We start from the raw sequence: 21629 nt of genomic DNA, 5'->3' as shown, positions 1-21629 counted from the left end.
CTGCCTGGTAGAGGAGGTACCCATGCCTCAACGGCGAGGCACGCTGCCCGTCTCCGACGCCGGGGTCCTCGACTGCGCGGACGCCTACGCGCGGGGTGTCCCCCACGACAGCCTCGAACGGCTCCGGACGCGGACGCCCGTGGTGTGGCTGGACGGGCGCACGGCCGGACGGCCGGGCGCCTGGGCCGTGCTGCGCCACCGCGACGTCCGGTACGCCCTCCTGCATCCCGAACTGTTCTCCCCCCAGGTGGACGGGGTCGTGCACGGCCCGCTGAGCGGGGAGGAGCCGCCGGGCGAGGCCGCGCTGATCGACATGGACCCGCCCACCACGGCGATGCTCGCGCGGATCCCGCCGCGGGAGCCGGTCGACTTCGTCCGCGAGGTCGCCCGCGACATCCCCGAGACGCTGCGCAACACCCTCGCCGGCGGCCTCCACGCGCTGCTGCGCCATCCCGCCGAGTACGTCCGGCTCCGGGAGGGGCGGCGGGACGAGCGGCTCATCGACAGCGCCGTCGAGGAGATGCTGCGCTGGTGGACGCCGGTGCTGCACGTCCGGCGCACCGTGCAGCGCGACACGGTCGTCGGCGACGTGCCACTGCTCGCGGGCGAGGAGGTCATGTTGTGGCTCGTGTCCGCGAACCACGACGACGAGGTGTTCGCCGAGCCGGGGCGCTTCGTCCCCGACCGGTTCCTGCGGGACGGCCCGTCCCATCTGTGCTTCGGGTTCGGGCACCGCGCCTGCCTGGGCGCGCGGCTCGCCCGGGTGCACCTGCGCGCGCTGCTCGTCGCGCTGCTCGAACGCCCCGGCCTGCCGCAGCCGGCGGGCGAGCCGGTGATGCTGCGGTCGAGCGCCCGGCACGGCTTCGCGCACCTGCCCGTCCGCTGGGCGCGCTGAACTTTTTCCGCCCCTCGGTCGTAGTAGATGCGTGGGACTCACGAGCGCGGGGACGCTGAGCCTGCTGTTTCTGCTGGCCGTCGGCTGCATGGCCGCGACCGTGCGCGCCTGGCCGCGCGCCGCTTCATCCGGGCCGCGGGCCGTGGGAGTCCGCACGCTGATGCTGGCGGGCTGCCAGTTAGTTCTCCTGCTCACGCTGCTCGCGGCCCTGAACGCGCACTACCTCTTCTACGGCTCCTGGACGGACCTGCTGAGCGCCGCGGGCGGAAGCGCGCAGCCGCACCGGTCGCCCGGGGGCAACGCGGCCGCCGCGACGCGGGCCGTGCGGACGGTGCAGTCGGGCCTCGACCCGGGGCCGCGCGCCGAGCACGTCCCGGCCAAGGACGGCCAGGTCGAGCGGCTCGACATCCGCGGCGTCCGGACGGGCCTCGCCTCGGAGGCGTACGTGTACCTGCCGCCGCAGTACTTCCAGCGCGCCTACGCCGCCCGCCGCTTCCCGGTCGTGCTCATGCTGGCCGGGTACCCGGCGGCGGACCGGCTCGCATGGATCCACCAGGGGCACGTCCCCGCCGACGTCGCGCGGGCACAGGCGCAGCGGCGGATCCAGCCGATGATCTACGTGATGATGCGGCCGACCGTGGTGCGCGGCTGGGACACCGAGTGCGCCGACGTGCCCGGCGGGCCGCAGGTCGAGACGTTCTTCGCGCAGGACGTCCCCGAGGCGGTCGCCGGGACCTACCGGGTGCCGCGGGACCGGAGCGGCTGGGGGCTCGCCGGCTACTCCACCGGCGGGTTCTGCGCCGCGAAGCTCGCGATGCTCCACTCCGACCGGTTCTTCGCCGCCGTCAGCATGGCCGGGCACTTCGACGCGCTGCTCGACCCCACGACCCGCGACCTGTACGGCGGGAGCCGGGCCGTCCGGCTGAGCGACGACCTGGTCTGGCGGCTGCGGCACCTGCCCGCGCCGCCGGTGTCGATCCTGGTCGCGTCGGCGGACGTCGGCGAGAAGACGTTCCCGTCGGCGCAGCGGTTCATGCGGGCCGCGCGCCCTCCGCTGGTCGTGGACAAGGTGCTGCTGCGCAGCGGCGGCCATAACTTCAAGACGTTCCGCAAGTACATCCCGCCGTCCATCAGGTGGCTGAGCGCGCGGCTGAGGGCCGAGTGACCCGGAACGGGAGCCGACATGGAACCGGTGAGCTGACATGGAACCGGTGAGCGCCGCCCTCATCGGGCCGGTGTGCCTGCTGGCGCTGGGCTGCGCGGTCGCGGCCGTCGTCCTGTGGCGGCGGCCGGCGGGGCCCGGCGTCCGGGCCGTGCTGGCGCGCTCGGGGCTCCTGCTGGCCACGCAGGCCGCGCTCACCGCGTCGGTCGTGCTGCTGGCCAACCGGTACTTCGTGTTCTACGCGACGTGGAACGATCTGCTCGGCAACGACCCCGCGAAGGTCCACGTCCAGCACGTCCAGCCGCAGCACGCGGCGGGACGCCTCGTCCAGCGCGCCGTGACCGATCTCGCGCCCAAGCGGGCGGGTCACAAGCAGGACCCCGCCGAGGACGGGCGGGTCGACCGCCTGACGATCCACGGCGTCCGGAGCGGCATCGAGGGCGAGGCGTACGTCTACCTCCCGCCGCAGTACTTCCAGAGGGCCGAGCCGCTGCCCGTCGTCGTCCTCATGGCGGAGGGCGCGCCCGCGGACTGGCTGCGGGACGCCGGCCTGCCATCGGCCGCCAGAGGGACGCAGCCGATGGTGTACGCGATGGTGCGGATCCGCGGCGCCGCCGACTGCATGGACGTGCCGGGGCGGCACGCCACGCTCGGCGGTACCTACCTCTCGCAGGACTTTCCGGAGGCCCTGGCCTCGCAGTACCGGGTGGCACGGGGCGGCGAGGGATGGGCCGTGGCCGGGACGGGGGCCGGCGGCTACTGCGCCGCCCGGCTCGCGATGCTGCGCTCCGACCGGTTCACCGCCGCCGCGAGCCTCGGCGGCCGGTTCGGCGCGCCGGACGGCGACCTCTACGGCGGAAGTGAGCGCTACCGGCTCGCCGGCGACCTTCTGTGGCGGCTCCAGAACGTCCCGCCGCCGCCGGTGTCGGTCCTGGTCGCGTCCGGCAGGGATGACGAGCAGGCCCGGCGGTTCGCCTCGCTGGCGCGCCCTCCGATGCGCGTCGGGACGTCCCTGGTGGACGGCTCCCCCGCGTCCGCGTCCCAGTGGCGCGACCACGTCCCGGGCGTCCTGGCATGGCTGGGCGCCCGGCTCCGGATACCTCCCGCGGAGTAGGGGCGCTGACTCCCCACGGCCGACGTGGCGCCGCAAGCGCATGTCTTAACGTGCAGGAATGAGCACTTCGCCGCCGCGTTGGCCGCGGCCCGCCGCGTGGCCGGTGTGGGTCGTCCCCCTCCTGCTCGCCTTCTTCCAGGTGTTCGGGTCGCTGGGCGCGCAGGACAACGGGCGTCCGGGGCGGTCGTCCGACGGCCCGCCCTGGAGGCACGGGGGCGACGACGTCGGTCAGACCGCGCTGGACCCGCTCGGCTTCGCGCTGCTCCTCGCCGGGCCCGTCCTGCTGCTGTTCCGGCGCCGGTACCCGGTGTTCACGGTGTGCTCCACCGCGGCGGTGACCGCCGTGTACTTCCTGCGCGCCTACACCTACGGCCCGGCGCCGCTGTCCCTGGTCGTCGCGATGATGGCCGCCGTCGTCGCCGGGCACCGGCTGCTGGTCTGGGCGGGGACGGGCATCGGCCTCGCGGCCTACCTCGGCCTGACCGCGCTGATCGGCGTCCCGGCCGCGGAGCGCGGGCAGGGCGGCCCGTTCCCGGTGGAGGAGCCGACGCTCGGCGGGTCGGCCTTCGTCGTCGGCTGGGCGCTGGTCGTGCTCGTCACCGCCGAGCTGATCCGGATGCGCGCGCAGCGCGCCGCCGAGACCGCCCGCACGCGCGCCGAGGAGGAGCGCCGCCAGGCCAGCGAGGAGCGGCTGCGCATGGCCCGCGAGCTGCACGACGTGCTCGCGCACAACATCTCGATGATCAACGTGCAGGCGGGCGTGGCGCTGCACCTGATGGACGAGAACCCCGAGCAGGCCCGGACGGCGCTCGCCGCCATCAAGGACGCCAGCAAGGAGGCGCTCACCGAGATGCGCGGGGTGATCGGCGCGCTACGGGCGCAGGGCGAGACCGCGCCGCGGGCCCCCACCGCCGGGCTGGAGCGGCTGGACGACCTGCTCGACCGCGCCCGGTCCGCGGGGCTGGCGGTCGAGGCCGAGACCACCGGCGAGCGCCGGCCGCTGCCCGCCGGCGCCGACCTGGCCGCGTACCGGATCGTCCAGGAGTCGCTGACGAACGTGACCCGGCACGCGGGGCCCGGCCCGGTGACGGCGCGGGTCCGCATCGCCTACGGTGATCACGAGATCGTGGTGGAGGTCGAGGACGACGGCCGGGGCGTGTCCCCGCTGGACGACCGTCCGGCCGGCAGCGGGATCCGCGGCATGCGCGAGCGGGCCGCCGCGCTCGGCGGCGCGTTCGACGCCGGTCCGCGGCCGGGCGGCGGGTTCGCCGTGCGGGCGCGGCTTCCGCTGGACGCCGAGGCGGACGCACGGGCCGGAGGGGACGCGCGATGATCAAGGTGCTGCTGGCCGACGACCAGGTGCTGGTGCGGGCCGGGTTCCGGGCGCTGCTGGACGCGCAGCCCGACATCGAGGTCGTCGGGGAGGCGAGCGACGGCGCGGAGGCGGTGGAGCGGGCCCGCCGGCTGCGCCCCGACGTCATCCTGATGGACATCCGCATGCCCGGCCTGGACGGCCTGGAGGCGACCCGGCGGATCGCCTCCGACGAGCGGATGGACGGCGTGCGGATCGTGATCCTCACCACGTTCGAGCTGGACGAGTACGTCTTCGAGGCGCTGCGCGGCGGCGCGAGCGGGTTCCTGGTGAAGGACACCGAGCCGGTGGAGCTGATCCACGCCGTCCGGGCCGTCGCGGACGGGGACGCGCTGCTGTCACCGAGCGTCACGCGGCGGCTGATCGCCGAGTTCGCCGCCCGGGCCAAGGAGCCCGCGCCCTCGCCGCGGCTGAACGCGCTGACCGAGCGGGAGCGGGAGGTGATGGCGCTGGTCGGCGAGGGGCTGTCGAACGAGGAGATCGCCGCGCGGCTGGTGGTGAGCCCCGCCACGGCGAAGACCCACGTCAGCCGCACGATGGTGAAGCTCGGGGCACGGGACCGGGCGCAGCTCGTCGTGTTCGCCTACGAGTCGGGACTGGTCAAACCGGGCTGGCTGCCCTAGAAATTTTACTCTGCGGCGATTCACTGTTGTCGCCCGCAGGACCATGACAGGGTGGACGGTACAGGCCGTCACCGACGCTAGGGAGTCCGGTGCCGCACGACGCGAGGATTCTGGCCGTCGACGACCGCGAGGAGAATCTCACCGCCCTCACGGCCGTGCTCGACGCGCTGCCGGTCGAGGTCGTGCCCGTCACCTCCGGCCAGGCCGCCTTGAAGGAACTGCTGAACGACGACTTCGCGCTGATCCTGCTCGATGTCGTGATGCCGGAGATGGACGGGTTCGAGACGGCCGAGCACATCAAGTCCCGGCCGCGCACCCGCGACGTCCCGATCATCTTCCTCACCGCGGGCGGCGGCACCGGCGAGCAGGCGTTCCGCGGTTACGCGGCGGGCGCCGTCGACTACCTCACCAAGCCGTTCGACCCGTGGCTGCTGCGCGCGAAGGTGTCGGTGTTCGTGGAACTGCACCGCCGCAACCAGCAGTTGCGGGAGCAGGCCCGGCTGCTGCGCCAGACGCTGGAGGAGGGCGAGGGCTCGGCGGCTGGGTACGACAGGCTTCTGGCGGCCCTCGACCAGCGGGTCTCCCGCATCGAGGCGGACGTCGCCCGGATGCGGTCCGGCGAGTCCGCCGACGACCTCGACGCCCATGTCGCCGATCTGCGCATGGCGCTCGACGCCCTGACCGCGGGCGCCTGAACCTCTCCTTCCCTTGCGGGGCGGCGCCTGCCGCGCCCATCAGCAGCTACTTACCGTAGCCGGTTTCCGCTTCACCTCCCTCCAGGCAGCCCGACCCGCCCGAACGTGATCTTGCAGGTCAGTCGACTCGAATCTTTTACCTTTCATATCGCTTGTCCGGTTTGTCGCAAGTAAGTACTTGGGGGTAACTTGCACTCTGCGTCACATCAGTGACCCGTGTCACCGAGGTCCGTCGAGGACCACGAACCCCCCGGGAGCCCCCATGTCCCCCTCATCCGACGCCGCGCTCGGCCGCGTCCGCTGGAAGCGGTTCGCCGCGATCGCCGCCCCCGCCGCGGTCGGCGCGGGCGCGCTCGTCTTCATGACCGCGCAGGGCGCGATCGCCTCCTCCTTCGCCGTCTCGGGCGGCAGCTTCAAGGTCAGCGCCGACTCGCTGAGCGGGCAGGGCTTCGTCCAGTACGGCGGGATCGACGCGAGCAAGGACGGCGCCAAGCACCCGGTGCAGGTCTCGGCCATCAGGTCCGCGCAGATCCGCGACATGTGCCAGTCGGTGAAGGTCGGCCCGTTCACGCTGCGGCTGACCGCGGGCACCGGCGCCAAGCCCGTCGAGGCGAGCGACCTCGTCCTGGACGTGGAGCAGCTCGACGCCGACGCCACGTTCTCCAACATCGAGATCGGCCGGGACGCGAGCACGCTGGACAAGGGCCCGGACGGCGCCCAGGGCGCGGCGGGCATGTTCGGGCAGCAGGCGTCCACGATCGAGCTGCGGAACGTCAGGCAGGTCGCGTGGGCGACCACCGCCGGGACCTTCAAGCTGAACGACCTCAGCATGAAGCTCGGCGCCGAGTGCTTCTGAGGCCATGACCTTTCCCGCCGAACCCCCTCGCCCCGCCGGATCCGCTCCCCGCACCGGGTCGGCCCACCTCACCGGGCCCGCCCGGCGCGCGCCGCGCGGGTTCCGCCGCTGGCGGCGGACACGCCCCTTCTGGGGAGGCGTGTTCGCCGTCCTCGGCGGCGTCGAGCTGATCGCCATCCCGCTGGCCCCGATGCCGCTCATCGTCCACCAGGGCATGGCCGGGGTGGCGAGCTGGCTCATCGGCGCGCTGCTCGTCACCGCGGGCGCGCTGCTGTGGTTCCAGCCCGCCCACCGCAGCTTCTACGGCGTCCTCGCCGTCCTGCTGTCGCTCGCGTCGTTCCTCACGTCCAACTTCGGCGGGTTCCTCGTGGGCCTGCTGCTGGGCGTGCTCGGCGGCGCCCTCGGCTTCGCCTGGTCGCCGTCCCCGGACGGGCCCCGGCGCCGCACCGCGTCCCGGGGCGGCGGTCCCGGGACGCACGCGGCGCCGCGCGGCGGGCGGCTGACGGCCCTCGCGGTCCCGGCCCTCCTGGGCGTCCACCTGCTGGCTCCGTCGCCCTCACCGGCGCCGTCGGACTCGTCCGCCCCAACCCCGGCCCCGGCCTTGGCCGCGGCCTCGACGACGCCGTCTCCCTCCCCCTCCACGCCGTCCTCCGCGCCGTCCTCCGCGCCGTCCTCCGCGCCGTCCTCTGCGCAGACCTCCGCGCCGATGACGCCTTCCGGGAGCCAGACGCCGTCACCGCAGCCGAGTACCAGCGGGACCCCCACGCCCACTGCCACACCCTCTGCCACGCCCACCGCGACGCCCAGCGCGACGCCCGCCCCGGCCAAGGACGCCGGGACCGGGCCGCGCCTCTACGCCGACACCGGGACGCTGCGCGCCGACTCGCTGACGATGTCGGGGCTCAGCTACGACGGCGTCGCGTCCCTCCCCTCGGCGGGCGGGACGGTGAAGGCGCTGAAGTTCAGCATGTCCAAGGCCGTCCTGAAGAACGTGGACCAGACGGCCGTGCACGGCGGCGCCACCGCGCGGACCCGGACCGGCGGCCTCACACTGAGCGGCGACGTCGTCATGTACACGACGAAGATGTCGGCCAAGCTGCTGGGCGTCCCGGTGACCTTCACCCCCGCGACGCCGCCGCCGCTGACCCCGCCCTACATGGTGCTGACGGACGTGGTCTCCGAGCAGCCCGCCGTCACCGCCGGCGGAGCGCAGATCAGCGGCCTCGCCGCCGGGGGCGCCGGCTGACCGGCGGTCCCGCCCAGCGCGCCGGTGCTCAGCTTGCCGCGCAGGATGAACGCGCCCAGCAGCACCGCGGCCACGACGAGGACGACCGCGACCGTGACGACCAGCACCGTCCTGCGGCGCTCGCCGCCGGGCCGGTCGTGGACGGGCGGCGGCGGTGGCTGCTGCCAGTTCGTGTACTGCTGCGGCTGCTCCCACGGCGGAGGCGTCTGCGGCGGAAGGCTCGGATGCGGCTGCCGCACCGCCGGGTGCTGGGACGGGGGCGGCGGCGCCCACTCCGTCTCCAGCATCGTCCGCGACTCCGGCTCCGGCCGGGGCGGGGACGGCGGCGTGGGCTGCGAGGCGTTCCGGTCGTGGAACGGGCCCGGGTCGCGGCGGTTCACCGGGCCGGGCTCGCCGCGGTCGCGGCGGGTCACCGGATCGAGGTCGGTGTCCTGCCCCGGGTCGCGGCGCGTGACCGGGTCGAGGTCCTCGGGGTCGAGGACGGTCTCCGACGCGCCCTCGGTCCGCCCGCCGGGCAGGTAGCGGGCGGAGGGCTCGTCCGCCACCGTCTCGTCCAGCCGCGTCGGCATCGGCGGCGGCGGCGCGGGCATGGCCGCCACCTGGGTGAGCAGCGGCATCGCCTGCGCCGCCGTCATCCGGTGGAACGGCTCGCGCACGAGCAGCCCCTCCAGCACCCGGGCGAGGGGCCCGGCGTTGCGCGCGGGCGGGACGGGCTCGATCAGCGCGGCCTGCAGCGACGACATGGCGTCGGACCGCTCGTAGGGGGAGCGCCCCTCCACGGCCGCGTACATGGTCGCGCCGAGCGCCCACAGGTCGGAGGCGGGCACCGCGCGCTCGCCCTGCACCCGCTCCGGCGCGATGTAGGCGGGCGACCCCATGACCAGGCCCGTCTGGGTGAGGGTCGAGTCGCCCTCCATCTGCGCGATGCCGAAGTCGGTGAGGACGGCCCGTCCGGTGTCGGTGACCAGCACGTTGCTGGGCTTGACGTCGCGGTGCAGGATGCCCTTCTGGTGGGCGTGCTGGAGCGCGCCGAGCATCTGGAGCCCGATGTCGGCGACCCTGCGGTGCTCCATGGGCCCGCGCTCGATGATGTCCTGGAGCGACGGGGCGAGGACCAGCTCCATCACGATCCAGGGCCGGTCCGCCTCCTCGACGACGTCGTGGACGGTCACCACCCCGGAGTGGTTCAGCCGCGCCGACGCGCGCGCCTCGCGGAACGTCCGCTCGTACAGGACGGCCCGCTCGGCGTCGCTCAGACCGGGCGGGAGGACGACCTCCTTCACCGCGACCTCGCGGCCCAGCATGGTGTCCAAGGCGCGCCACACGGTGCCCATGCCGCCGCGGCCGACCACCGAGTCGAGCCGGTAGCGGTTACCGAGCAGACGTGCCTGTGCCATTTCTAGAAGGTCCCCCCACTGGTCATCCCACCCCGGAGGGACGGAACGTGTCGAGCACATTGTTCACGAGTGCCTCGTTCCCGTTCCACTGGGAGGCGGGTAGCGCCACCACCACGGCGAAGGGCCGGCCGTTCACCATCACTCCGCGGTCCCTCGCGCGCGTGACGCCCGAGCGGGACCAGGTGAACTCGATGTCGGCCGCGGGCCGCCCGGCGGCGGTCGTGCGGGTGATCTCTCCGATCCGCTGGAAGTCCTTGAGCTTGCCGTCGGCGATCGCCTCCCGCTCCCAGGTCACCCAGTGCTCGTAGGGGTCGCCGGACCAGACCGTCCGGTCGACCTGCACGTAGGCGCTGGACGCGGGGTCGGTCCAGACGACGCTGTTGCCCTGCACCGAGCGCCGCCACCCGCGCGGGACCCCGATCGTGTAGCCGGGGCCGCTCGCGAGGACGAGCCCGTCCGGGAGCCGCCGCTCGCCCGAACCCTGCGTGGGCTTGGGGGTGTTCGACGGCGCGGTGGGCGTGGTCTGCCCGGTCTGCGTGCCCTGCGTGGGCTGCCCCGCGGCCTGCGGCGGCTGCGACGCGTCCGGGCCGCCGGCCGACGAGCCCCGCGGCCAGAAGGCGAACGCGGCGACCGCCAGGACCGCCGCCGCGGCGACGACGCCGGCGAGGACCGGCACGACCGGGGACCTCCTGCGCGCCTGCGCGGGCGGCTGCCCCGGCGTCCACTGCGTGCCGGTTCCCGGCGGGTAGTGCGTCGTCATCTCGGACGGCACGGGCACAGGAATGGACGCCTGCGCGGGCACGGGCGACTGCGCGGCCGGGGGCTGCGCGGCCGAGGGCGTCTGCGCGGGCGGGTACGCCGTCCAGGGGCCGCCTTCCGCCGCCGTCGCCTCGTTCGCGGCGATCTGCGCGGCGGCCATGTCCGCGGCGTGCCCGGAGGCGATCGCCTTCAGCGCCTCCTCGGCCCGGTCGCCCGGCAGCCGCCGCACGGGGTCGCGCTCCAGCAGGCCGGTGAGGACGGGCGCGAGCGGCCCCGCGTTCTTCGGCGGCGGGACGTCCTGCGTCATCACGGCGGCGAGGACGGCCATCGCGTCGCTGCGGTGGTGCGGCGCCTTGCCCTCCGTCGCCGCGTACAGGGTGGCGCCGAGCGCCCACAGGTCGGACGCGGGGATCGCCGGGTCGCCGTTCACCCGCTCCGGCGACATGTACGCGGGCGACCCCATGATCAGCCCGGTGCCGGTGAGGGTGGCGTCGCCCGCCAGCTGCGCGATGCCGAAGTCGGTGAGCACGGCCCGGTCGTCGCCGGTGACCAGCACGTTCGCCGGTTTGACGTCGCGGTGCAGGACGCCGATCGCGTGCGCCGCCCGCAGCGCGCCCGCGATCTGGGCGCCGATCGCCGCGACCCGTCCGGGCGGCAGCGGGCCGTCCTCGTCCACGATCTCCTGGAGGGAGCGGGCCCGCACCAGCTCCATGACGATCCACGGCCGGCCGTCCTCGTCCACGACGTCGTGTACGGTCACGACGCCCGGATGGTTCAGCCTGGCCGAGGCGCGGGCCTCGCGGAGCGTCCGGCGGTGCCGGTTCTCGCGCTCCTCGTCGCTGAGGCCCGAGGGCAGCACGACCTCCTTGACCGCGACCTCGCGGTCGAGGGTCTCGTCGCGGGCGCGCCACACGGTGCCCATGCCGCCGCGTCCCACGACGGATTCGAGCCGGTACCGGCCGGCCAGGAGACGCCCCTCCATCAGGCGTCCGCGGGCTTGAAGGACCGGTAGACCGGCTGGAGCTCGGAGTACACCTCGTCCCAGTCGGCGTCGGGGGCCCGGAGCAGGATCGCGTAGCCGTGGCCCTTCGTCACGAACCCGCGGTTGAGGATGTGCACCCGGCCTCCGTCGCCGTTGTAGGTGAACTCCCAGTCCGCGGACTTGTCGCCGTTGCCGGTGTCGGGCACCGGCGGGTGGTCGCCGGTCGCCGCGATCCTGAGCTTCTCGTAGCCGGGCCAGCCGGAGCCGCCCCGCTCCTGCCGCCGCCAGTCGTCGATCGCGCTGGGGCCCGGGTCGTCGGTCTGGTCGATCTGGATGTAGGTCTTGCGGCCGGGCGCGTAGAAGAAGTCGCCGCCGTTCTTGCGCTCGGGCCCCTTCCAGTCGCCGGGGACGGCGACGGAGTAGCCGCTGCGGTCCTTGTGCGTCCTGAACCCGGCGGGGACGGCCGGGCTCGGCTTCTTCGACTTGACCGGCGAGGAGGACGAGGCCTTCCCGGTGGCCGAGGGACCCGACGTGCTCTTCTTCTGCTTCTGCCCCTTGTCGTCGTCGCCGCCGTTGGCCAGCGCGATCCCCGCGATGACCAGGATCACCAGCAGCACCACCGCCGCGATGATCAGCACGTTGCGGTTGGACGCGAGCGCGGGACGTCCGGCGGACGGGTGGTGCGTGGTCGGCGGGAAGTGGGTGTCCGGTCCCGGCTCCGGCCTCTCGCTCGCCCGCGTGGCCTGCGCGGCGGGCTCGGTGCGGGGGCGGGGCCGCCACGAACTGACCCGGTCGGGGTCGGGCGCGGTCTCGGCCGGGTCGGCGGGCTCCGGGGCGCTCGGCTTGCCCTGCGCGTTCGGCACCCCCCTCGGGAGGTCGAAGCTGGTGAGCTGGTCGGGGCGGGCGCCGCCGTCCACCGGGCGGGGCGCCTCGCCGGGGGCCTCCGGGATGGTGGTCTGGGCGGCGGGCGCCTCCTCGACGGGGTACTCGACGGCCATCGTCCGCTGGGTGTCGACGGTCTCCTGCCGGACGATCTCGTCCAGCATCCGGCCGGCCTCGATCGCGTCCATCCGCCGCTCGGGGTTCTTGCGCAGCAGGCCCTCGATGACGGGGACGAGCCGGCCGCCCTTCTCCGGCGGGTCCGGCTCGTCGGAGATCACCGCGACCAGCGCGGCCATCGGCTCGGGACGCTCGAACGGCGACTTGCCGTGCAGCATCGCGTACAGCGTGACGCCCAGCGACCACAGGTCGGAGGCGGGCCCGGCGACGCGGCCGCGGGCCCGTTCGGGAGCGATGTAGGCGGGCGAGCCCATGACGAGCCCGGTCTGGGTGAGGGTCGCGTCGCCCGAGGCGGTCGCGATGCCGAAGTCGGTGAGCACGGCGCGCTCGCCCATCCGGCCCGTGCCGGTGATCAGCACGTTGCTCGGCTTGACGTCGCGGTGCAGCACCCCGGCCTCGTGCGCGGCGTGCAGCGCGGCGAGCATCTGCCGGGCGATCTCCGCGGCCCGGCGCGGCTCCAGCGGCCCCTCCTGCTTGATCACCTGGTCCAGGGAGCGGGCCTTGATCAGCTCCATGATGATCCAGGGGCGGTCGTCCTCCTCGACGACGTCGTAGACGGCGACGACGCCGGGGTGGCTGAGCCGCGCCGCGGTCCGGGCCTCACGGAACGTGCGCTTGTGGTGCACGGCGCGTTCCTCATCGGTGAGACCATGCGGGAGGATGACCTCCTTCACCGCAACGTCACGACCGAGGACCTCATCGTGCGCCTGCCAGACCGTCCCCATGCCGCCTCGGCCGACCTGGGTCACCAGGCGGTAGCGGCGGGCGAGCAACCGCTCACCGGTGGGTTCATTTGGCATATCCGCGACCATATCGACTTTTGCTGACAACCTTGGACCGAGAGTGCAAGCCACATCCCCTTACCCGTACGACGCCCGACATCACCCCGGGGTTCGCCGCCGGACGGGCGCACGGGGGCGGAGGCGTGATCGACGTGCGACCCGGTAGAAAGGGGACCATGACCGAGCAGGGCCCGCAGCGTGGCCTGCGGGGCGAGTGGAGCCGCCTGATCCAGGCCGCGCCGACGATCTTCTTCTGGTACACCCGACTCTCCGGGATCCTGTCGCTGCTCGCATGGGTCTCCTATGGTCTCATCCTTGAGATAGCCGATATCTGGGCGCTGCGATGGATCGGCTACCTCGGCTGGTTCCCCAGCGTCCCGATCGGCCTGTTGTGGATCCTGCTCTCGATGGGCGTCCGGCGGCGCAAGAAGGCCGCGTGGCGGATCCTCGTCCTGATCTTCTGCCTGCCCACCGCGCTCGGCGTCACCGCCGTCCTGACGACGCTGTTCAACCCGAACAAGCCCACCCCCGTCGGCCTCATCGTCACCGCCGCCGTGTACCTCGCGGTGCTCGGCCTGCTCATCGCCGCGCGCGGCCAGTTCACCACTCTGCCCGACCGGGCCAACCGGCGCCTCGCGACCCTCGTCTTCACCAGCCTGCTGATCGTGACCGGCGGGATCGGGACGTTCCTGGTCACGCTGACCGACCGCAACCCCCGCGGCGACTTCTGGACGCACCCCCTCTACGCGATCTCCCAGACCGTCCTCGGGCCGCGCGTCACCGGCAAGCCGATCGACGTGTCCGTGCCGTTCTGGGTGGACGTGATCCTGTGGGTGCTCGGCACCGGGCTGCTGATCGCCACGTTCTGGGCCCTGTTCAGGCCGGGGCGGCGCGACGCCGTCCTCAGCCCCCCGGAGGAGCTGGCGGCGCGCGCGCTGCTCGCCGAGTACGGCGACCAGGACTCCCTCGGCTACTTCGCGCTGCGCCGCGACAAGGACGTCATCGTCGCGCCCAACGGCAAGGCGGCCATCGCCTACCGGGTGGAGGGCGCGGTCTCGCTGGCCAGCGGCGACCCGCTCGGCGATCCCGAGTCGTGGGACCAGGCGATCGAGGCGTGGCTCGGCGAGTGCCGCGCGCACGCCTGGATCCCCGGCGCGGTCAGCGTCGGCGAGCGCGCCGCCCGCGTGTACAAGCGGCACGGCTTCGACGCGCTGGAGCTCGGCGACGAGGCCATCGTCGACCTCACCGACTTCAACCTCGACGGCCGCGAGATGCGGCAGGTCCGCCAGGCCGTCCGGCGCGTCGAGCGGGCCGGGTACACGGTGCGGATCCGCCGCCACTCGCAGATCCCCGGCTGGGAGATGGCCAAGCTCATCCGCAGCGCCGACGCCTGGCGCGGCGAGGAGACCGAGCGCGGCTTCTCGATGGCGCTCGGCCGGCTCGGCGACCCCACCGACGGGCGCTGCGTCATGGTCGAGGCGTTCGACGCGCACGGGGAGCTGCGCGGCCTGCTCAGCTTCGTCCCCTGGGGGCGGGCCGGCCTGTCGCTCGACCTGATGCGCCGCGACCGGCTCGCCGAGAACGGCCTCAACGAGTACATGGTCGCCAAGCTCGCCGAGAAGGCCGCCGCTGTCGGCGCGCAGCACCTGTCGCTGAACTTCGCGATGCTGCGCTCGGCGTTCGAGCGCGGCTCCCAGATCGGCGCGGGCCCGGTCGCCCGGCTCTACTACCGGCTCCTGTCGTTCGCGTCGAAGTTCTGGCAGCTGGAGTCGCTGTACCTGTCGAACGCCAAGTACATGCCCGACTGGCGGCCCCGCTTCATCTGCTACGAGCACGGGCGCCACATCGTCCGGCTGGGCCTCGCCTACGCCCGCGCCGAGGGCTTCCTGCCGAGCCTGAACCGCCCCAAGCTGGACCGCGCCGCCGCGATGGTCCCGTCCGGCGACCTCGTCGACAAGATCAAGCAGATCGAGGAGGCCGCGGAGGCGGCCCGCGCGCCGCAGCGCCGGCTGTCGGAGCAGGAACGGGTCCGGCACGCCAAGCTCGACCAGATCCGCGACGCCGGGATGGAGCCGTACGCGCTCGGCTGCGAGCGCACCGACGACGCCGCCGGCATCCGGGCGCGGCACCCCGGCCTCGCGCCCGACACCCGCACCGGCGACGCCGTCGCGATCGCCGGACGGGTCGTCCTCGCCCGCGAGCACGGCTGGCTGATCTTCGTCACGCTGCGGGACGAGACCGGCGACCTCCAGGTCATGCTGACCTCCGACGCGCTCGGCGAGGAGTCGCTGCGGCGCTGGAAGTCGCTCATCGACCTCGGCGACCAGGTCGGCGTGCGGGGCGAGGTCGTCACGTCGCGGCGCGGCGAGCTGTCGGTCCTCGCGTCCTCGTGGACGCTCGCCGCCAAGTGCCTGCGCCCGCTGCCGAACAAGAGCACCGGCCTGGCGGACCCGGAGGCCCGCGTCCGGCAGCGGTACGTCGACTTCATCGTCAACGACGAGTCGCGCCGGATGCTGCGGATGCGCGGCGACGCCGTCGCCGCCGTCCGGGACGGCCTGCGCGCCCGCGGGTACCTGGAGGTCGAGACGCCGATGCTCCAGCCCGTGCACGGCGGCGCCACGGCCCGCCCGTTCACGACCCGCATCAACGCCTACAACATGCAGCTCTACCTGCGGATCGCGCCCGAGCTGTACCTCAAGCGCCTCCTCGTCGGCGGCGTCGGCCGCGTCTTCGAGCTGAACCGCAGCTTCCGCAACGAGGGCGTCTCGCCGCGGCACAACCCCGAGTTCACGATGCTGGAGGCCTACGAGCCCTACGGCGACTACGACACGATGGCCGAGCTGACCCGCTCCCTCGTCGTGGACGCGGCCCGCGCCGCCCTCGGCACCACGGTCGTCGTCCGGGACGGCGTCGAGCACGACCTCGCCGAGCCGTGGCAGGAGATCACCGTCTACGAGTCGGTCTCCAAGGCCCTCGGCGAGGAGATCACCCCGGGCACCGCGCCGGACCGGGTCCGGTCGCTCGCCGAGCGGCTGGGGCTGAACGTCGACCCGCAGTGGGGGCAGGGCAAGGTCGTCCAGGAGCTCTTCGAGGCGCTCGTCGAGGAGCACCTGACGGCGCCGACGTTCGTCCGCGACTACCCGGCCGAGACGTCCCCGCTGACCCGCCCGCACCGCGACGACCCGCGCCTGGCCGAGAAGTGGGACCTCATCATCTTCGGCCTCGAACTCGGCACCGCCTACTCCGAGCTGATCGACCCGATCCTGCAGCGGCAGCGGCTGACCGAGCAGTCGCTGCAGGCCGCGGGCGGCGACCCCGAGGCCATGGAGCTGGACGAGGACTTCCTGCGCGCCCTGGAGTACGCGATGCCGCCCGCCGGGGGCATGGGCATGGGCATCGACCGGCTGCTGATCACGCTGACGGGCCGCAGCATCCGCGAGACGATCCCGTTCCCCCTGGTGCGCCCCGGCTCCTAGAGACTCCGCGGGACGGGTCGGAACCCCTGCTCCGCCAACCACGCACGAGCCGCTCCCCTCCGGGCGTCCTCCCCTTCCGGCAGGACGCCCGGCGGGACGGGCAGCCCGTCCGCCTCGCCGGCCGGGAGCACGTCCCCGCGCTCGGGATCGAGGACCTGGAACCCGTCGTCCATCGCCGCCGCCACCGCCCCGAGATCGACGGGCAGCGGAGCCAGGCCGGTCGGCGCCCCCTCCCCGAGAGCGGCGGCGAGTTCGTCCGCCAGCTCGGCGTCGCCCGGCAGACCGCGCTTGTTCAGCTCGTCGAGGCAGGCGAGGGCGAGCGACCGCACGTCACTCCCATGGGCCAGTGCCGCGACGAGCACGTCCCCGGCGTACTGGAGCACGGGACTCAGCGAACGCCCCCGGAGCAGGCCGGCATCCCCGATGCCCAGGTGCGCGGCCGCCCGCAACCGCGCCAGCCCCGCCTCGTCCCACTCCGTCACGCACACATTTGTACAGACATCCACTGACAGCCGCCCAATTCACCGGCCGCGCTTGTCCTCCACGTGCACGACCATGAGTTCGCGCCCGTCCTGATCACGCTTGGAACGGCCGAGAAGGCCCACGGCGAGATCGGTCGCGTCGTCGCAGACCTCCTCGGGAGCGACATAGGTGAGGATGTCGTTGTGGTGGCCGTACACGGCCCAGCCCGGCGCCTGGTCGAGATCGATCGTCCCGAAGTCACCGGCCGGAGTGCCCCCGTGGACGGGCCCGTACTCGCGCAGCAGCTCCACCGCCTGCGCGCTCAGGTCGTCGCCGGGCTCCATCAGAATGACGCAAGTGCCGTTCTCGAACAGCACCCACGACTTCTCGTCGCCCCGAACGACGTCCCGCCAAACCTGGACCAGTTCCTCGGTCACCATGGGCGCGATTGTGCCGGTCACCCCCGACATTCGCACTCCGATCACGCCCCGCCCCCGTCCCTGCCACCCTGGTACTCCGACCCCGGCCGGTGAACGATGACAAAACCGCAGATCGCGGCGATGGCCGGACTCTGTGGAGCACCGAGAGGAGCGGGTGATGGCCGGGCATACCAAGTGGCGGGCCTCCAGCGTGAAGCGGCTGCGGGAGGAGGCCGCGGGCGATCCCGACTACGAGCAGGCGGGTCTCGACCTGCGGCTCGGTGACATGGTGCGCGAACGCCGCCTTGAACTCGGGCTCACGCAGGCGGTCGTGGCCGAGCGCGCCGGTATCACTCAGCCCGCGCTCTCCCTGCTGGAGGGCGGTGGCGGTGTCCCCACCCTGGCGATGCTGGACCGGATCGCCAGGGCGATGCACACCACCTTCACGATCACCGTGGGAGAGGACGCCGCGGCCTGACTCCGATGCGGATCGCGGCGGTGGTGGTGGGGGTTGTCTGCGCCCTTGTCGGGGGGGTGGGGGTGCTGGGGGCGGATCGCGGGGTCGAGCGGCGGGGGGTGGTGGTCGAGGGGGTGCCGGTCGAGGTCGTGCGGGGTGCCGGGGCGGCCGGACGGATGCCGGGCGTCGTGGTGGCGCACGGGCTCGGCGCCGGCGGGCGGCTCATGCGCGGGTTCGCGGACACGCTGGCGCGGCGCGGGTACGCGGTGGCGCTGGTCGATCTCGCGGGGCACGGGGCCAGTACGCGGCGGCTGCCCGGGAACGGGGACGGGCCCGCCGCCGAGGCGCGGCTCGACCGGGATCTGGACGTCGCCGTCCGGCATCTGCGGGCCATGCCGTTTGTGGACGGCGAGCGCATCGGCCTCGTGGGGCACTCGCTGGGGGCCGCCGCGGTCATCCGGTACGGCGCGGCGCATCCGTCGGTCGGGGCGACGGTCGCGATCTCGCAGGGAGAGATGCCGGTGCCGGCCTCGGCCCGGAACGTGCTGCTGCTCGCCGGTGGCTTGGAGTTCCCCGCATACCGGGACGGCGCCGTCCGGGCGCTGCGGGCCGTCTACCCCGAGGGGCGGCCAGGCAGGACATACGGCGACCCGCGGGACGGGACGGCGCGGCGGGCCGTCATCGTCGGGGGCGTCGAGCACGCCGGGGTGCTGTTCAGCCCGCGCACCCATCGCGAGACCGGCGCCTGGCTCGACGCGGCGTTCGGGCATCGCTCGCCTCCGGTCGCGGACGTGCGCGCCGTCCAGCGGGCGGGGTCGGCGATGCTGCTGCATCTCGCGGCGGTGCTGAGCTTCGGGGCGATCGCCGCGGCGCTGCTCGGGCGGCCGTACGGCCACCGCGAGGCGCGCCGCCGCGTCTCGGTGAGGTTCGCGCTGGTGGCGGCGGCGGTCGCCGTCGCGGCGGCGGTGCCCGTGATGGGGGTGTTCCGGTTGCCGCTCGCGATGGCCTGGCCGCTCGCCGGCTTCTTCGGCGTCGCCGGCGTGGTGGCGCTCGTCTGCGCGCGGGACGCGGCTTTCCTCGGCGGGCGGCCCAAGGTGCGGACGATCGCGGCGGCGGCCGTGCTCGTCGCATTGACGGTGGTGTCGTTCGCCGTCCCGGCCCAGCTGGGGTGGGCGCACGCGGTGCCGGTGGGGCCGCGAGTATGGGCGCTCGTCCCGATCACCGTGGGGACCGGCCTGTACTGCCTCGGTGTCGAGGCGCTTTGCGCCGGGCATGAGCGGCTGACCGCGATCGGCGTGCACGCGTGGTCGGCGACGGCCGCGCTGGCCGCCCTCTGCGCAGCCGCCCTCGTCGGGGCCGTCTCACCGTTCGTGCTGCTGGTGTCGCCTTTGATCGCCGGTCTCCTGGCCTGGCAGGGCGTCCAGGCGGCGGCGCTGCGCGCGGTGCGCGCCCCTGCGTGGGTGACCGCGATCGTCGGCGGCGTGCTGCTTGCCTGGCCGCTCGCGGTCACCATGCCGATCACCTGAGGGCCGGCGGGCTCATCCCGTCCCAGGGCGCGATGCGCAGGGCGTGGTCGACGTCGGTGGCGGCGAAGGCCAGGAGGCGGGCCGCCTCGTCGCGGGCCGGTCCTTCGTCTTCGAGGGGGGCGAACAGGTCGACGGTCAGTTCGGCACGGGCCGCCTTCCGGTCGTGCTTGAGCGTCCAGACGCCGTGGACGCGTCCGTCGACCAGGAGGGTCGGCCTGGTGATGGCTCCCACGCACACGGCTTTGCGCTGCTCGTCCGTCATCATGCGGCGGCGGTCGGCGTAGGCCAGGATCAGGTTGTCGAAGGCCGGGAGGAAGCGGACGGGCGCGGGGGCGCCGACGTCCGGGAGGGACATCTCTGGAAGGTCGAACAGCTCCGCGCCCTCCTCGTCCCTGTAGGTCCGGAGGGAAGGGCGGAGCTCCTCGAAGGCGGCGTCCATGCGGCGCATCCCGGACCACATCTGGAAGTCCTTGACGGAGGCCGGGCCGAAGGCGGCCAGGTAGCGGCGGATCAGCCGGTCCGGCGACTCCTCGGCGAGCGGCCGGCCGATCCACTCCTCCGCCAGGGCGAACGGGGTCGCGCCGCCGGTGTCCCACGTCCCGCTGGGCGGCGGATGGACGACCGAGACCAGCGTCTGCGCCGACCAGCCGAGCACCTGCGGGTCGCGGCCCGGCCAGATCTCGGCCAGGGCGCGGCCGAGCTGCGGGCGGGTGAGGGTCCGCCCCTTCAGCAGCCTGCGGGCCTCGGCGGCGAGGCTCTCCAGGTCCCAGTCCCTGGAGACGCTGCCGAACGCCGCCTGGCGGCCGCGCAGGAGGCTCTCCTGGACGAGGGGACGCACCCACACGTAGTCGGCGGCCGACGCCATGTGCTGCGTCCCCCGCAGGATCGAACTGCGCACGGCGGACCGGTCGTAGAGGAGGCTCGTGAGGTCGTCGCGGCGGAAGCCCTCCAGCCTCGTCCAGAGCCCGATGTACGGCATGTTGGTCTCCTGCGCCTGGATGGCGACGAGCCTTTCGACCGCCTCCAGGGCGGGCATGGCCGAGCGTTCAAGGAGCAGCTGCCGCTCCAGCGCCGCCCGGTTCAGCGTCCGGCGGTCCAGTATCCGCGTCATGCCCCGATTTTAACAGAACGGAATGCTCTATTCCATAAGCCAGCGCAGTCCGAGCTCGCGAGCCGTCGCCCGAGAGATCTCCCGCAGGTCGCGGGCCTCCGGGCCGTCGGGGAGGCGGTCGGCGAGCGTGACCGCCGCGGCCGCCGTCTGCGGCCGGGCGCCGAGTGCGGCGCGCAGGAGGTACGACCTGCGCAGGCTGTCGAGGCCCGACGCGTCACCGCTCTCCAGGGCCTGGCCGCCCAGGTGCCTGATCGCGTAGGACTCCAGCAGCGGATCGTCGTCCGCGCCGGCGAGGGCCCGGCGGTAGTGCTCGGCGGCCGCCACGGGGTCCTTGTCCAGGAGCTCTGCGACGACGCCCAGCCAGAAGGCCGCCCACGGGGCCAGCTCCCGGTCGGACGCGGCCGTCGTGAACCCGGCGCGGGCGCGTTCGGCGTCGTCGGGGCGGGTGTCGACCCCGAAGAGCGTCCGGGTGTAGGCGAGTTGGCCGTCCAGGAACGCGGCCCGGGCGGGTTCGGACTCGCGCAGCGCCGCGACCGCGTCCTCGGCCTCCGCGGCGCCTTCGAGCCGCCACCAGAAGGCGTCGGTGAGGATCTCCGCGCGCAGGGCCGCGTCCTCGGGCTCCAGGACGTCCAGCGCGAGGTCCCAGCGGCCGGCCCGCTGGAGGGCCCGCGCGGTGTAGGTAGTGTTCTTCATCATGCCCCCTACTGTTGGGGACGGGAAGGTAGGTGGTCAAGTGCGTTACGTTGCCTACATCGGCAATCTGACCCGCCTGGCGGTCGAACTGGTCAACGGCGACGAGCCGACCGCGCTGAGGCGGGAGTTCTTCCACCAGCACCACGTGGCGGAGCCGGACGACCTGGGAGCCCTGCTGCCCGCCCTGCGGGACGCGATCGCGGCGGTCGCGGACGGCGGCCCGTCCCTCCCCGTGAACCTCCTCCTCGACCGCTACCCGCCCGCGATGCGCGTCGCCGAGCACGACGGCGACGGCCCGCACCTGCACTTCGCCCGCGACGGGGAGGACGGCGTCCAGTGGCTCGGCCGGAGCTGCGCCGCCGCCCTCGCCCACGTCCTGTGCGGGGACCCGGACGTGACCGTCGGCCGCTGCCGCGCCGACGGCTGCGCCCGCTTCTACGTGGACGAGTCCCGCAACCGCAGCCGCCGCTTCTGCTCCAACGCGTGCGCGAGCCGGACGACCGTCGCCGCCCACCGCGCCCGCCGCCGCGCGGGCCGCTGACC

General features: G+C 73.9%; 19 protein-coding genes. 12 read left to right on the top strand and 7 right to left on the bottom strand.

What is annotated here, in order from left to right:
* Window positions 1–22 precede the first annotated feature (22 nt).
* The 8 genes from ABWI07_RS00705 to ABWI07_RS00670 all read left to right on the top strand — a co-directional run bounded on the left by ABWI07_RS00705 (window position 23) and on the right by ABWI07_RS00670 (window position 7963).
* A complete protein-coding gene (locus ABWI07_RS00705) occupies window positions 23–895 on the top strand; it encodes a cytochrome P450 (RefSeq protein WP_149259290.1) in 873 nt (290 codons plus the stop codon).
* A 31-nt stretch (window positions 896–926) separates the two neighbouring features.
* Entirely contained in the window at window positions 927–2060 is a 1134-nt protein-coding gene (locus ABWI07_RS00700) for an alpha/beta hydrolase (RefSeq protein WP_149259289.1), read from the top strand.
* A gap of 37 nt (window positions 2061–2097) precedes the next feature.
* Window positions 2098–3171 (top strand): alpha/beta hydrolase, encoded by a 1074-nt coding sequence (locus tag ABWI07_RS00695; RefSeq protein ID WP_149259288.1) that lies wholly within the window; start codon window positions 2098–2100, stop codon window positions 3169–3171.
* Window positions 3172–3229: 58 nt separating this feature from the next.
* Complete coding sequence (locus tag ABWI07_RS00690; protein ID WP_353817251.1) at window positions 3230–4504, top strand: sensor histidine kinase; 1275 nt, start codon at window positions 3230–3232, stop codon at window positions 4502–4504.
* A complete protein-coding gene (locus ABWI07_RS00685) occupies window positions 4501–5166 on the top strand; it encodes a response regulator (RefSeq protein ID WP_149259286.1) in 666 nt (221 codons plus the stop codon). The genes ABWI07_RS00690 and ABWI07_RS00685 overlap by 4 nt, the downstream gene beginning before the upstream one ends.
* 89 nt (window positions 5167–5255) lie before the next feature.
* Window positions 5256–5861 carry a response regulator gene (locus ABWI07_RS00680; protein WP_149259285.1) on the top strand — a complete coding sequence of 202 codons (606 nt, stop codon included), beginning with the start codon at window positions 5256–5258 and terminating at the stop codon, window positions 5859–5861.
* A 262-nt stretch (window positions 5862–6123) separates the two neighbouring features.
* Window positions 6124–6717, top strand: a complete 594-nt coding sequence (locus ABWI07_RS00675) for a DUF6230 family protein (RefSeq protein WP_149259284.1) — start codon at window positions 6124–6126, stop codon at window positions 6715–6717.
* A 4-nt stretch (window positions 6718–6721) separates the two neighbouring features.
* The gene (locus tag ABWI07_RS00670; RefSeq protein WP_353817250.1) at window positions 6722–7963 is read left to right on the top strand and encodes a DUF6114 domain-containing protein; all 1242 of its coding nucleotides are present in this window, start codon (window positions 6722–6724) and stop codon (window positions 7961–7963) included.
* Here ABWI07_RS00670 and ABWI07_RS00665 read toward each other — a convergent pair.
* Genes ABWI07_RS00665 through ABWI07_RS00655 form a run of 3 tightly spaced genes read right to left on the bottom strand, consistent with a single transcriptional unit; the run spans window position 7870 to window position 12960 of the window.
* Window positions 7870–9360, bottom strand: a complete 1491-nt coding sequence (locus tag ABWI07_RS00665; protein ID WP_353817249.1) for a serine/threonine-protein kinase — start codon at window positions 9358–9360, stop codon at window positions 7870–7872. The genes ABWI07_RS00670 and ABWI07_RS00665 overlap by 94 nt on opposite strands.
* A gap of 22 nt (window positions 9361–9382) precedes the next feature.
* Window positions 9383–11101, bottom strand: coding sequence for a protein kinase domain-containing protein (locus ABWI07_RS00660; protein WP_353817248.1), 1719 nt, complete (start codon window positions 11099–11101; stop codon window positions 9383–9385).
* Window positions 11101–12960 carry a protein kinase domain-containing protein gene (locus ABWI07_RS00655; protein WP_353817247.1) on the bottom strand — a complete coding sequence of 620 codons (1860 nt, stop codon included), beginning with the start codon at window positions 12958–12960 and terminating at the stop codon, window positions 11101–11103. The genes ABWI07_RS00660 and ABWI07_RS00655 overlap by 1 nt, the downstream gene beginning before the upstream one ends.
* A gap of 158 nt (window positions 12961–13118) precedes the next feature.
* On the opposite strand from ABWI07_RS00655, the gene lysX reads away from it, so the two are divergent.
* Window positions 13119–16418: a bifunctional lysylphosphatidylglycerol synthetase/lysine--tRNA ligase LysX gene (lysX, locus tag ABWI07_RS00650; protein WP_353817246.1), complete on the top strand. Its 3300-nt coding sequence runs from the start codon at window positions 13119–13121 to the stop codon at window positions 16416–16418.
* Here lysX and ABWI07_RS00645 read toward each other — a convergent pair.
* Complete coding sequence (locus tag ABWI07_RS00645; RefSeq protein ID WP_353817244.1) at window positions 16415–16900, bottom strand: hypothetical protein; 486 nt, start codon at window positions 16898–16900, stop codon at window positions 16415–16417. The genes lysX and ABWI07_RS00645 overlap by 4 nt on opposite strands.
* Before the next feature lie 39 nt (window positions 16901–16939).
* Window positions 16940–17320, bottom strand: a complete 381-nt coding sequence (locus ABWI07_RS00640; protein WP_149259280.1) for a hypothetical protein — start codon at window positions 17318–17320, stop codon at window positions 16940–16942.
* Between the two features lie 157 nt (window positions 17321–17477).
* On the opposite strand from ABWI07_RS00640, the gene ABWI07_RS00635 reads away from it, so the two are divergent.
* Both ABWI07_RS00635 and ABWI07_RS00630 read left to right on the top strand, forming a co-directional pair.
* Window positions 17478–17777, top strand: coding sequence for a helix-turn-helix domain-containing protein (locus ABWI07_RS00635; RefSeq protein ID WP_353817243.1), 300 nt, complete (start codon window positions 17478–17480; stop codon window positions 17775–17777).
* 62 nt (window positions 17778–17839) lie between these two features.
* Complete coding sequence (locus ABWI07_RS00630; protein WP_353817242.1) at window positions 17840–19282, top strand: alpha/beta hydrolase; 1443 nt, start codon at window positions 17840–17842, stop codon at window positions 19280–19282.
* Here ABWI07_RS00630 and ABWI07_RS00625 read toward each other — a convergent pair.
* Complete coding sequence (locus ABWI07_RS00625) at window positions 19275–20393, bottom strand: winged helix DNA-binding domain-containing protein (protein ID WP_353817241.1); 1119 nt, start codon at window positions 20391–20393, stop codon at window positions 19275–19277. The genes ABWI07_RS00630 and ABWI07_RS00625 overlap by 8 nt on opposite strands.
* 27 nt (window positions 20394–20420) lie before the next feature.
* Window positions 20421–21089, bottom strand: a complete 669-nt coding sequence (locus ABWI07_RS00620) for a hypothetical protein (protein ID WP_353817240.1) — start codon at window positions 21087–21089, stop codon at window positions 20421–20423.
* A gap of 37 nt (window positions 21090–21126) precedes the next feature.
* On the opposite strand from ABWI07_RS00620, the gene ABWI07_RS00615 reads away from it, so the two are divergent.
* On the top strand, window positions 21127–21627 hold the full coding sequence (locus tag ABWI07_RS00615; RefSeq protein ID WP_200841849.1) for a CGNR zinc finger domain-containing protein: 501 nt from the start codon (window positions 21127–21129) through the stop codon (window positions 21625–21627).
* The last annotated feature ends 2 nt before the right edge of the window (window positions 21628–21629 follow it).

It is taken from the genome of Actinomadura sp. NPDC000600 (assembly GCF_040492135.1).
Classification (GTDB): Bacteria; Actinomycetota; Actinomycetes; order Streptosporangiales; family Streptosporangiaceae; genus Spirillospora.
Note: the sequence above shows the minus strand (reverse complement) of the source record. Positions and strands in the feature narration are given on the sequence as shown.

Bases quoted from the DNA above. Each gene is read 5' to 3' on its own strand.
- ABWI07_RS00660 (WP_353817248.1), bottom strand. From the start codon at position 11,101: ATGGAGGGGCGTCTCCTGGCCGGCCGGTACCGGCTCGAATCCGTCGTG.
- ABWI07_RS00685 (WP_149259286.1), top strand. From the start codon at position 4,501: ATGATCAAGGTGCTGCTGGCCGACGACCAGGTGCTGGTGCGGGCCGGG.
- ABWI07_RS00675 (WP_149259284.1), top strand. From the start codon at position 6,124: ATGTCCCCCTCATCCGACGCCGCGCTCGGCCGCGTCCGCTGGAAGCGG.
- ABWI07_RS00705 (WP_149259290.1), top strand. From the start codon at position 23: ATGCCTCAACGGCGAGGCACGCTGCCCGTCTCCGACGCCGGGGTCCTC.
- ABWI07_RS00655 (WP_353817247.1), bottom strand. From the start codon at position 12,960: ATGCCAAATGAACCCACCGGTGAGCGGTTGCTCGCCCGCCGCTACCGC.
- ABWI07_RS00695 (WP_149259288.1), top strand. From the start codon at position 2,098: ATGGAACCGGTGAGCGCCGCCCTCATCGGGCCGGTGTGCCTGCTGGCG.
- ABWI07_RS00670 (WP_353817250.1), top strand. From the start codon at position 6,722: ATGACCTTTCCCGCCGAACCCCCTCGCCCCGCCGGATCCGCTCCCCGC.
- ABWI07_RS00690 (WP_353817251.1), top strand. From the start codon at position 3,230: ATGAGCACTTCGCCGCCGCGTTGGCCGCGGCCCGCCGCGTGGCCGGTG.
- ABWI07_RS00620 (WP_353817240.1), bottom strand. From the start codon at position 21,089: ATGATGAAGAACACTACCTACACCGCGCGGGCCCTCCAGCGGGCCGGC.
- ABWI07_RS00635 (WP_353817243.1), top strand. From the start codon at position 17,478: ATGGCCGGGCATACCAAGTGGCGGGCCTCCAGCGTGAAGCGGCTGCGG.
- lysX (WP_353817246.1), top strand. From the start codon at position 13,119: ATGACCGAGCAGGGCCCGCAGCGTGGCCTGCGGGGCGAGTGGAGCCGC.
- ABWI07_RS00665 (WP_353817249.1), bottom strand. From the start codon at position 9,360: ATGGCACAGGCACGTCTGCTCGGTAACCGCTACCGGCTCGACTCGGTG.
- ABWI07_RS00625 (WP_353817241.1), bottom strand. From the start codon at position 20,393: ATGACGCGGATACTGGACCGCCGGACGCTGAACCGGGCGGCGCTGGAG.
- ABWI07_RS00640 (WP_149259280.1), bottom strand. From the start codon at position 17,320: ATGGTGACCGAGGAACTGGTCCAGGTTTGGCGGGACGTCGTTCGGGGC.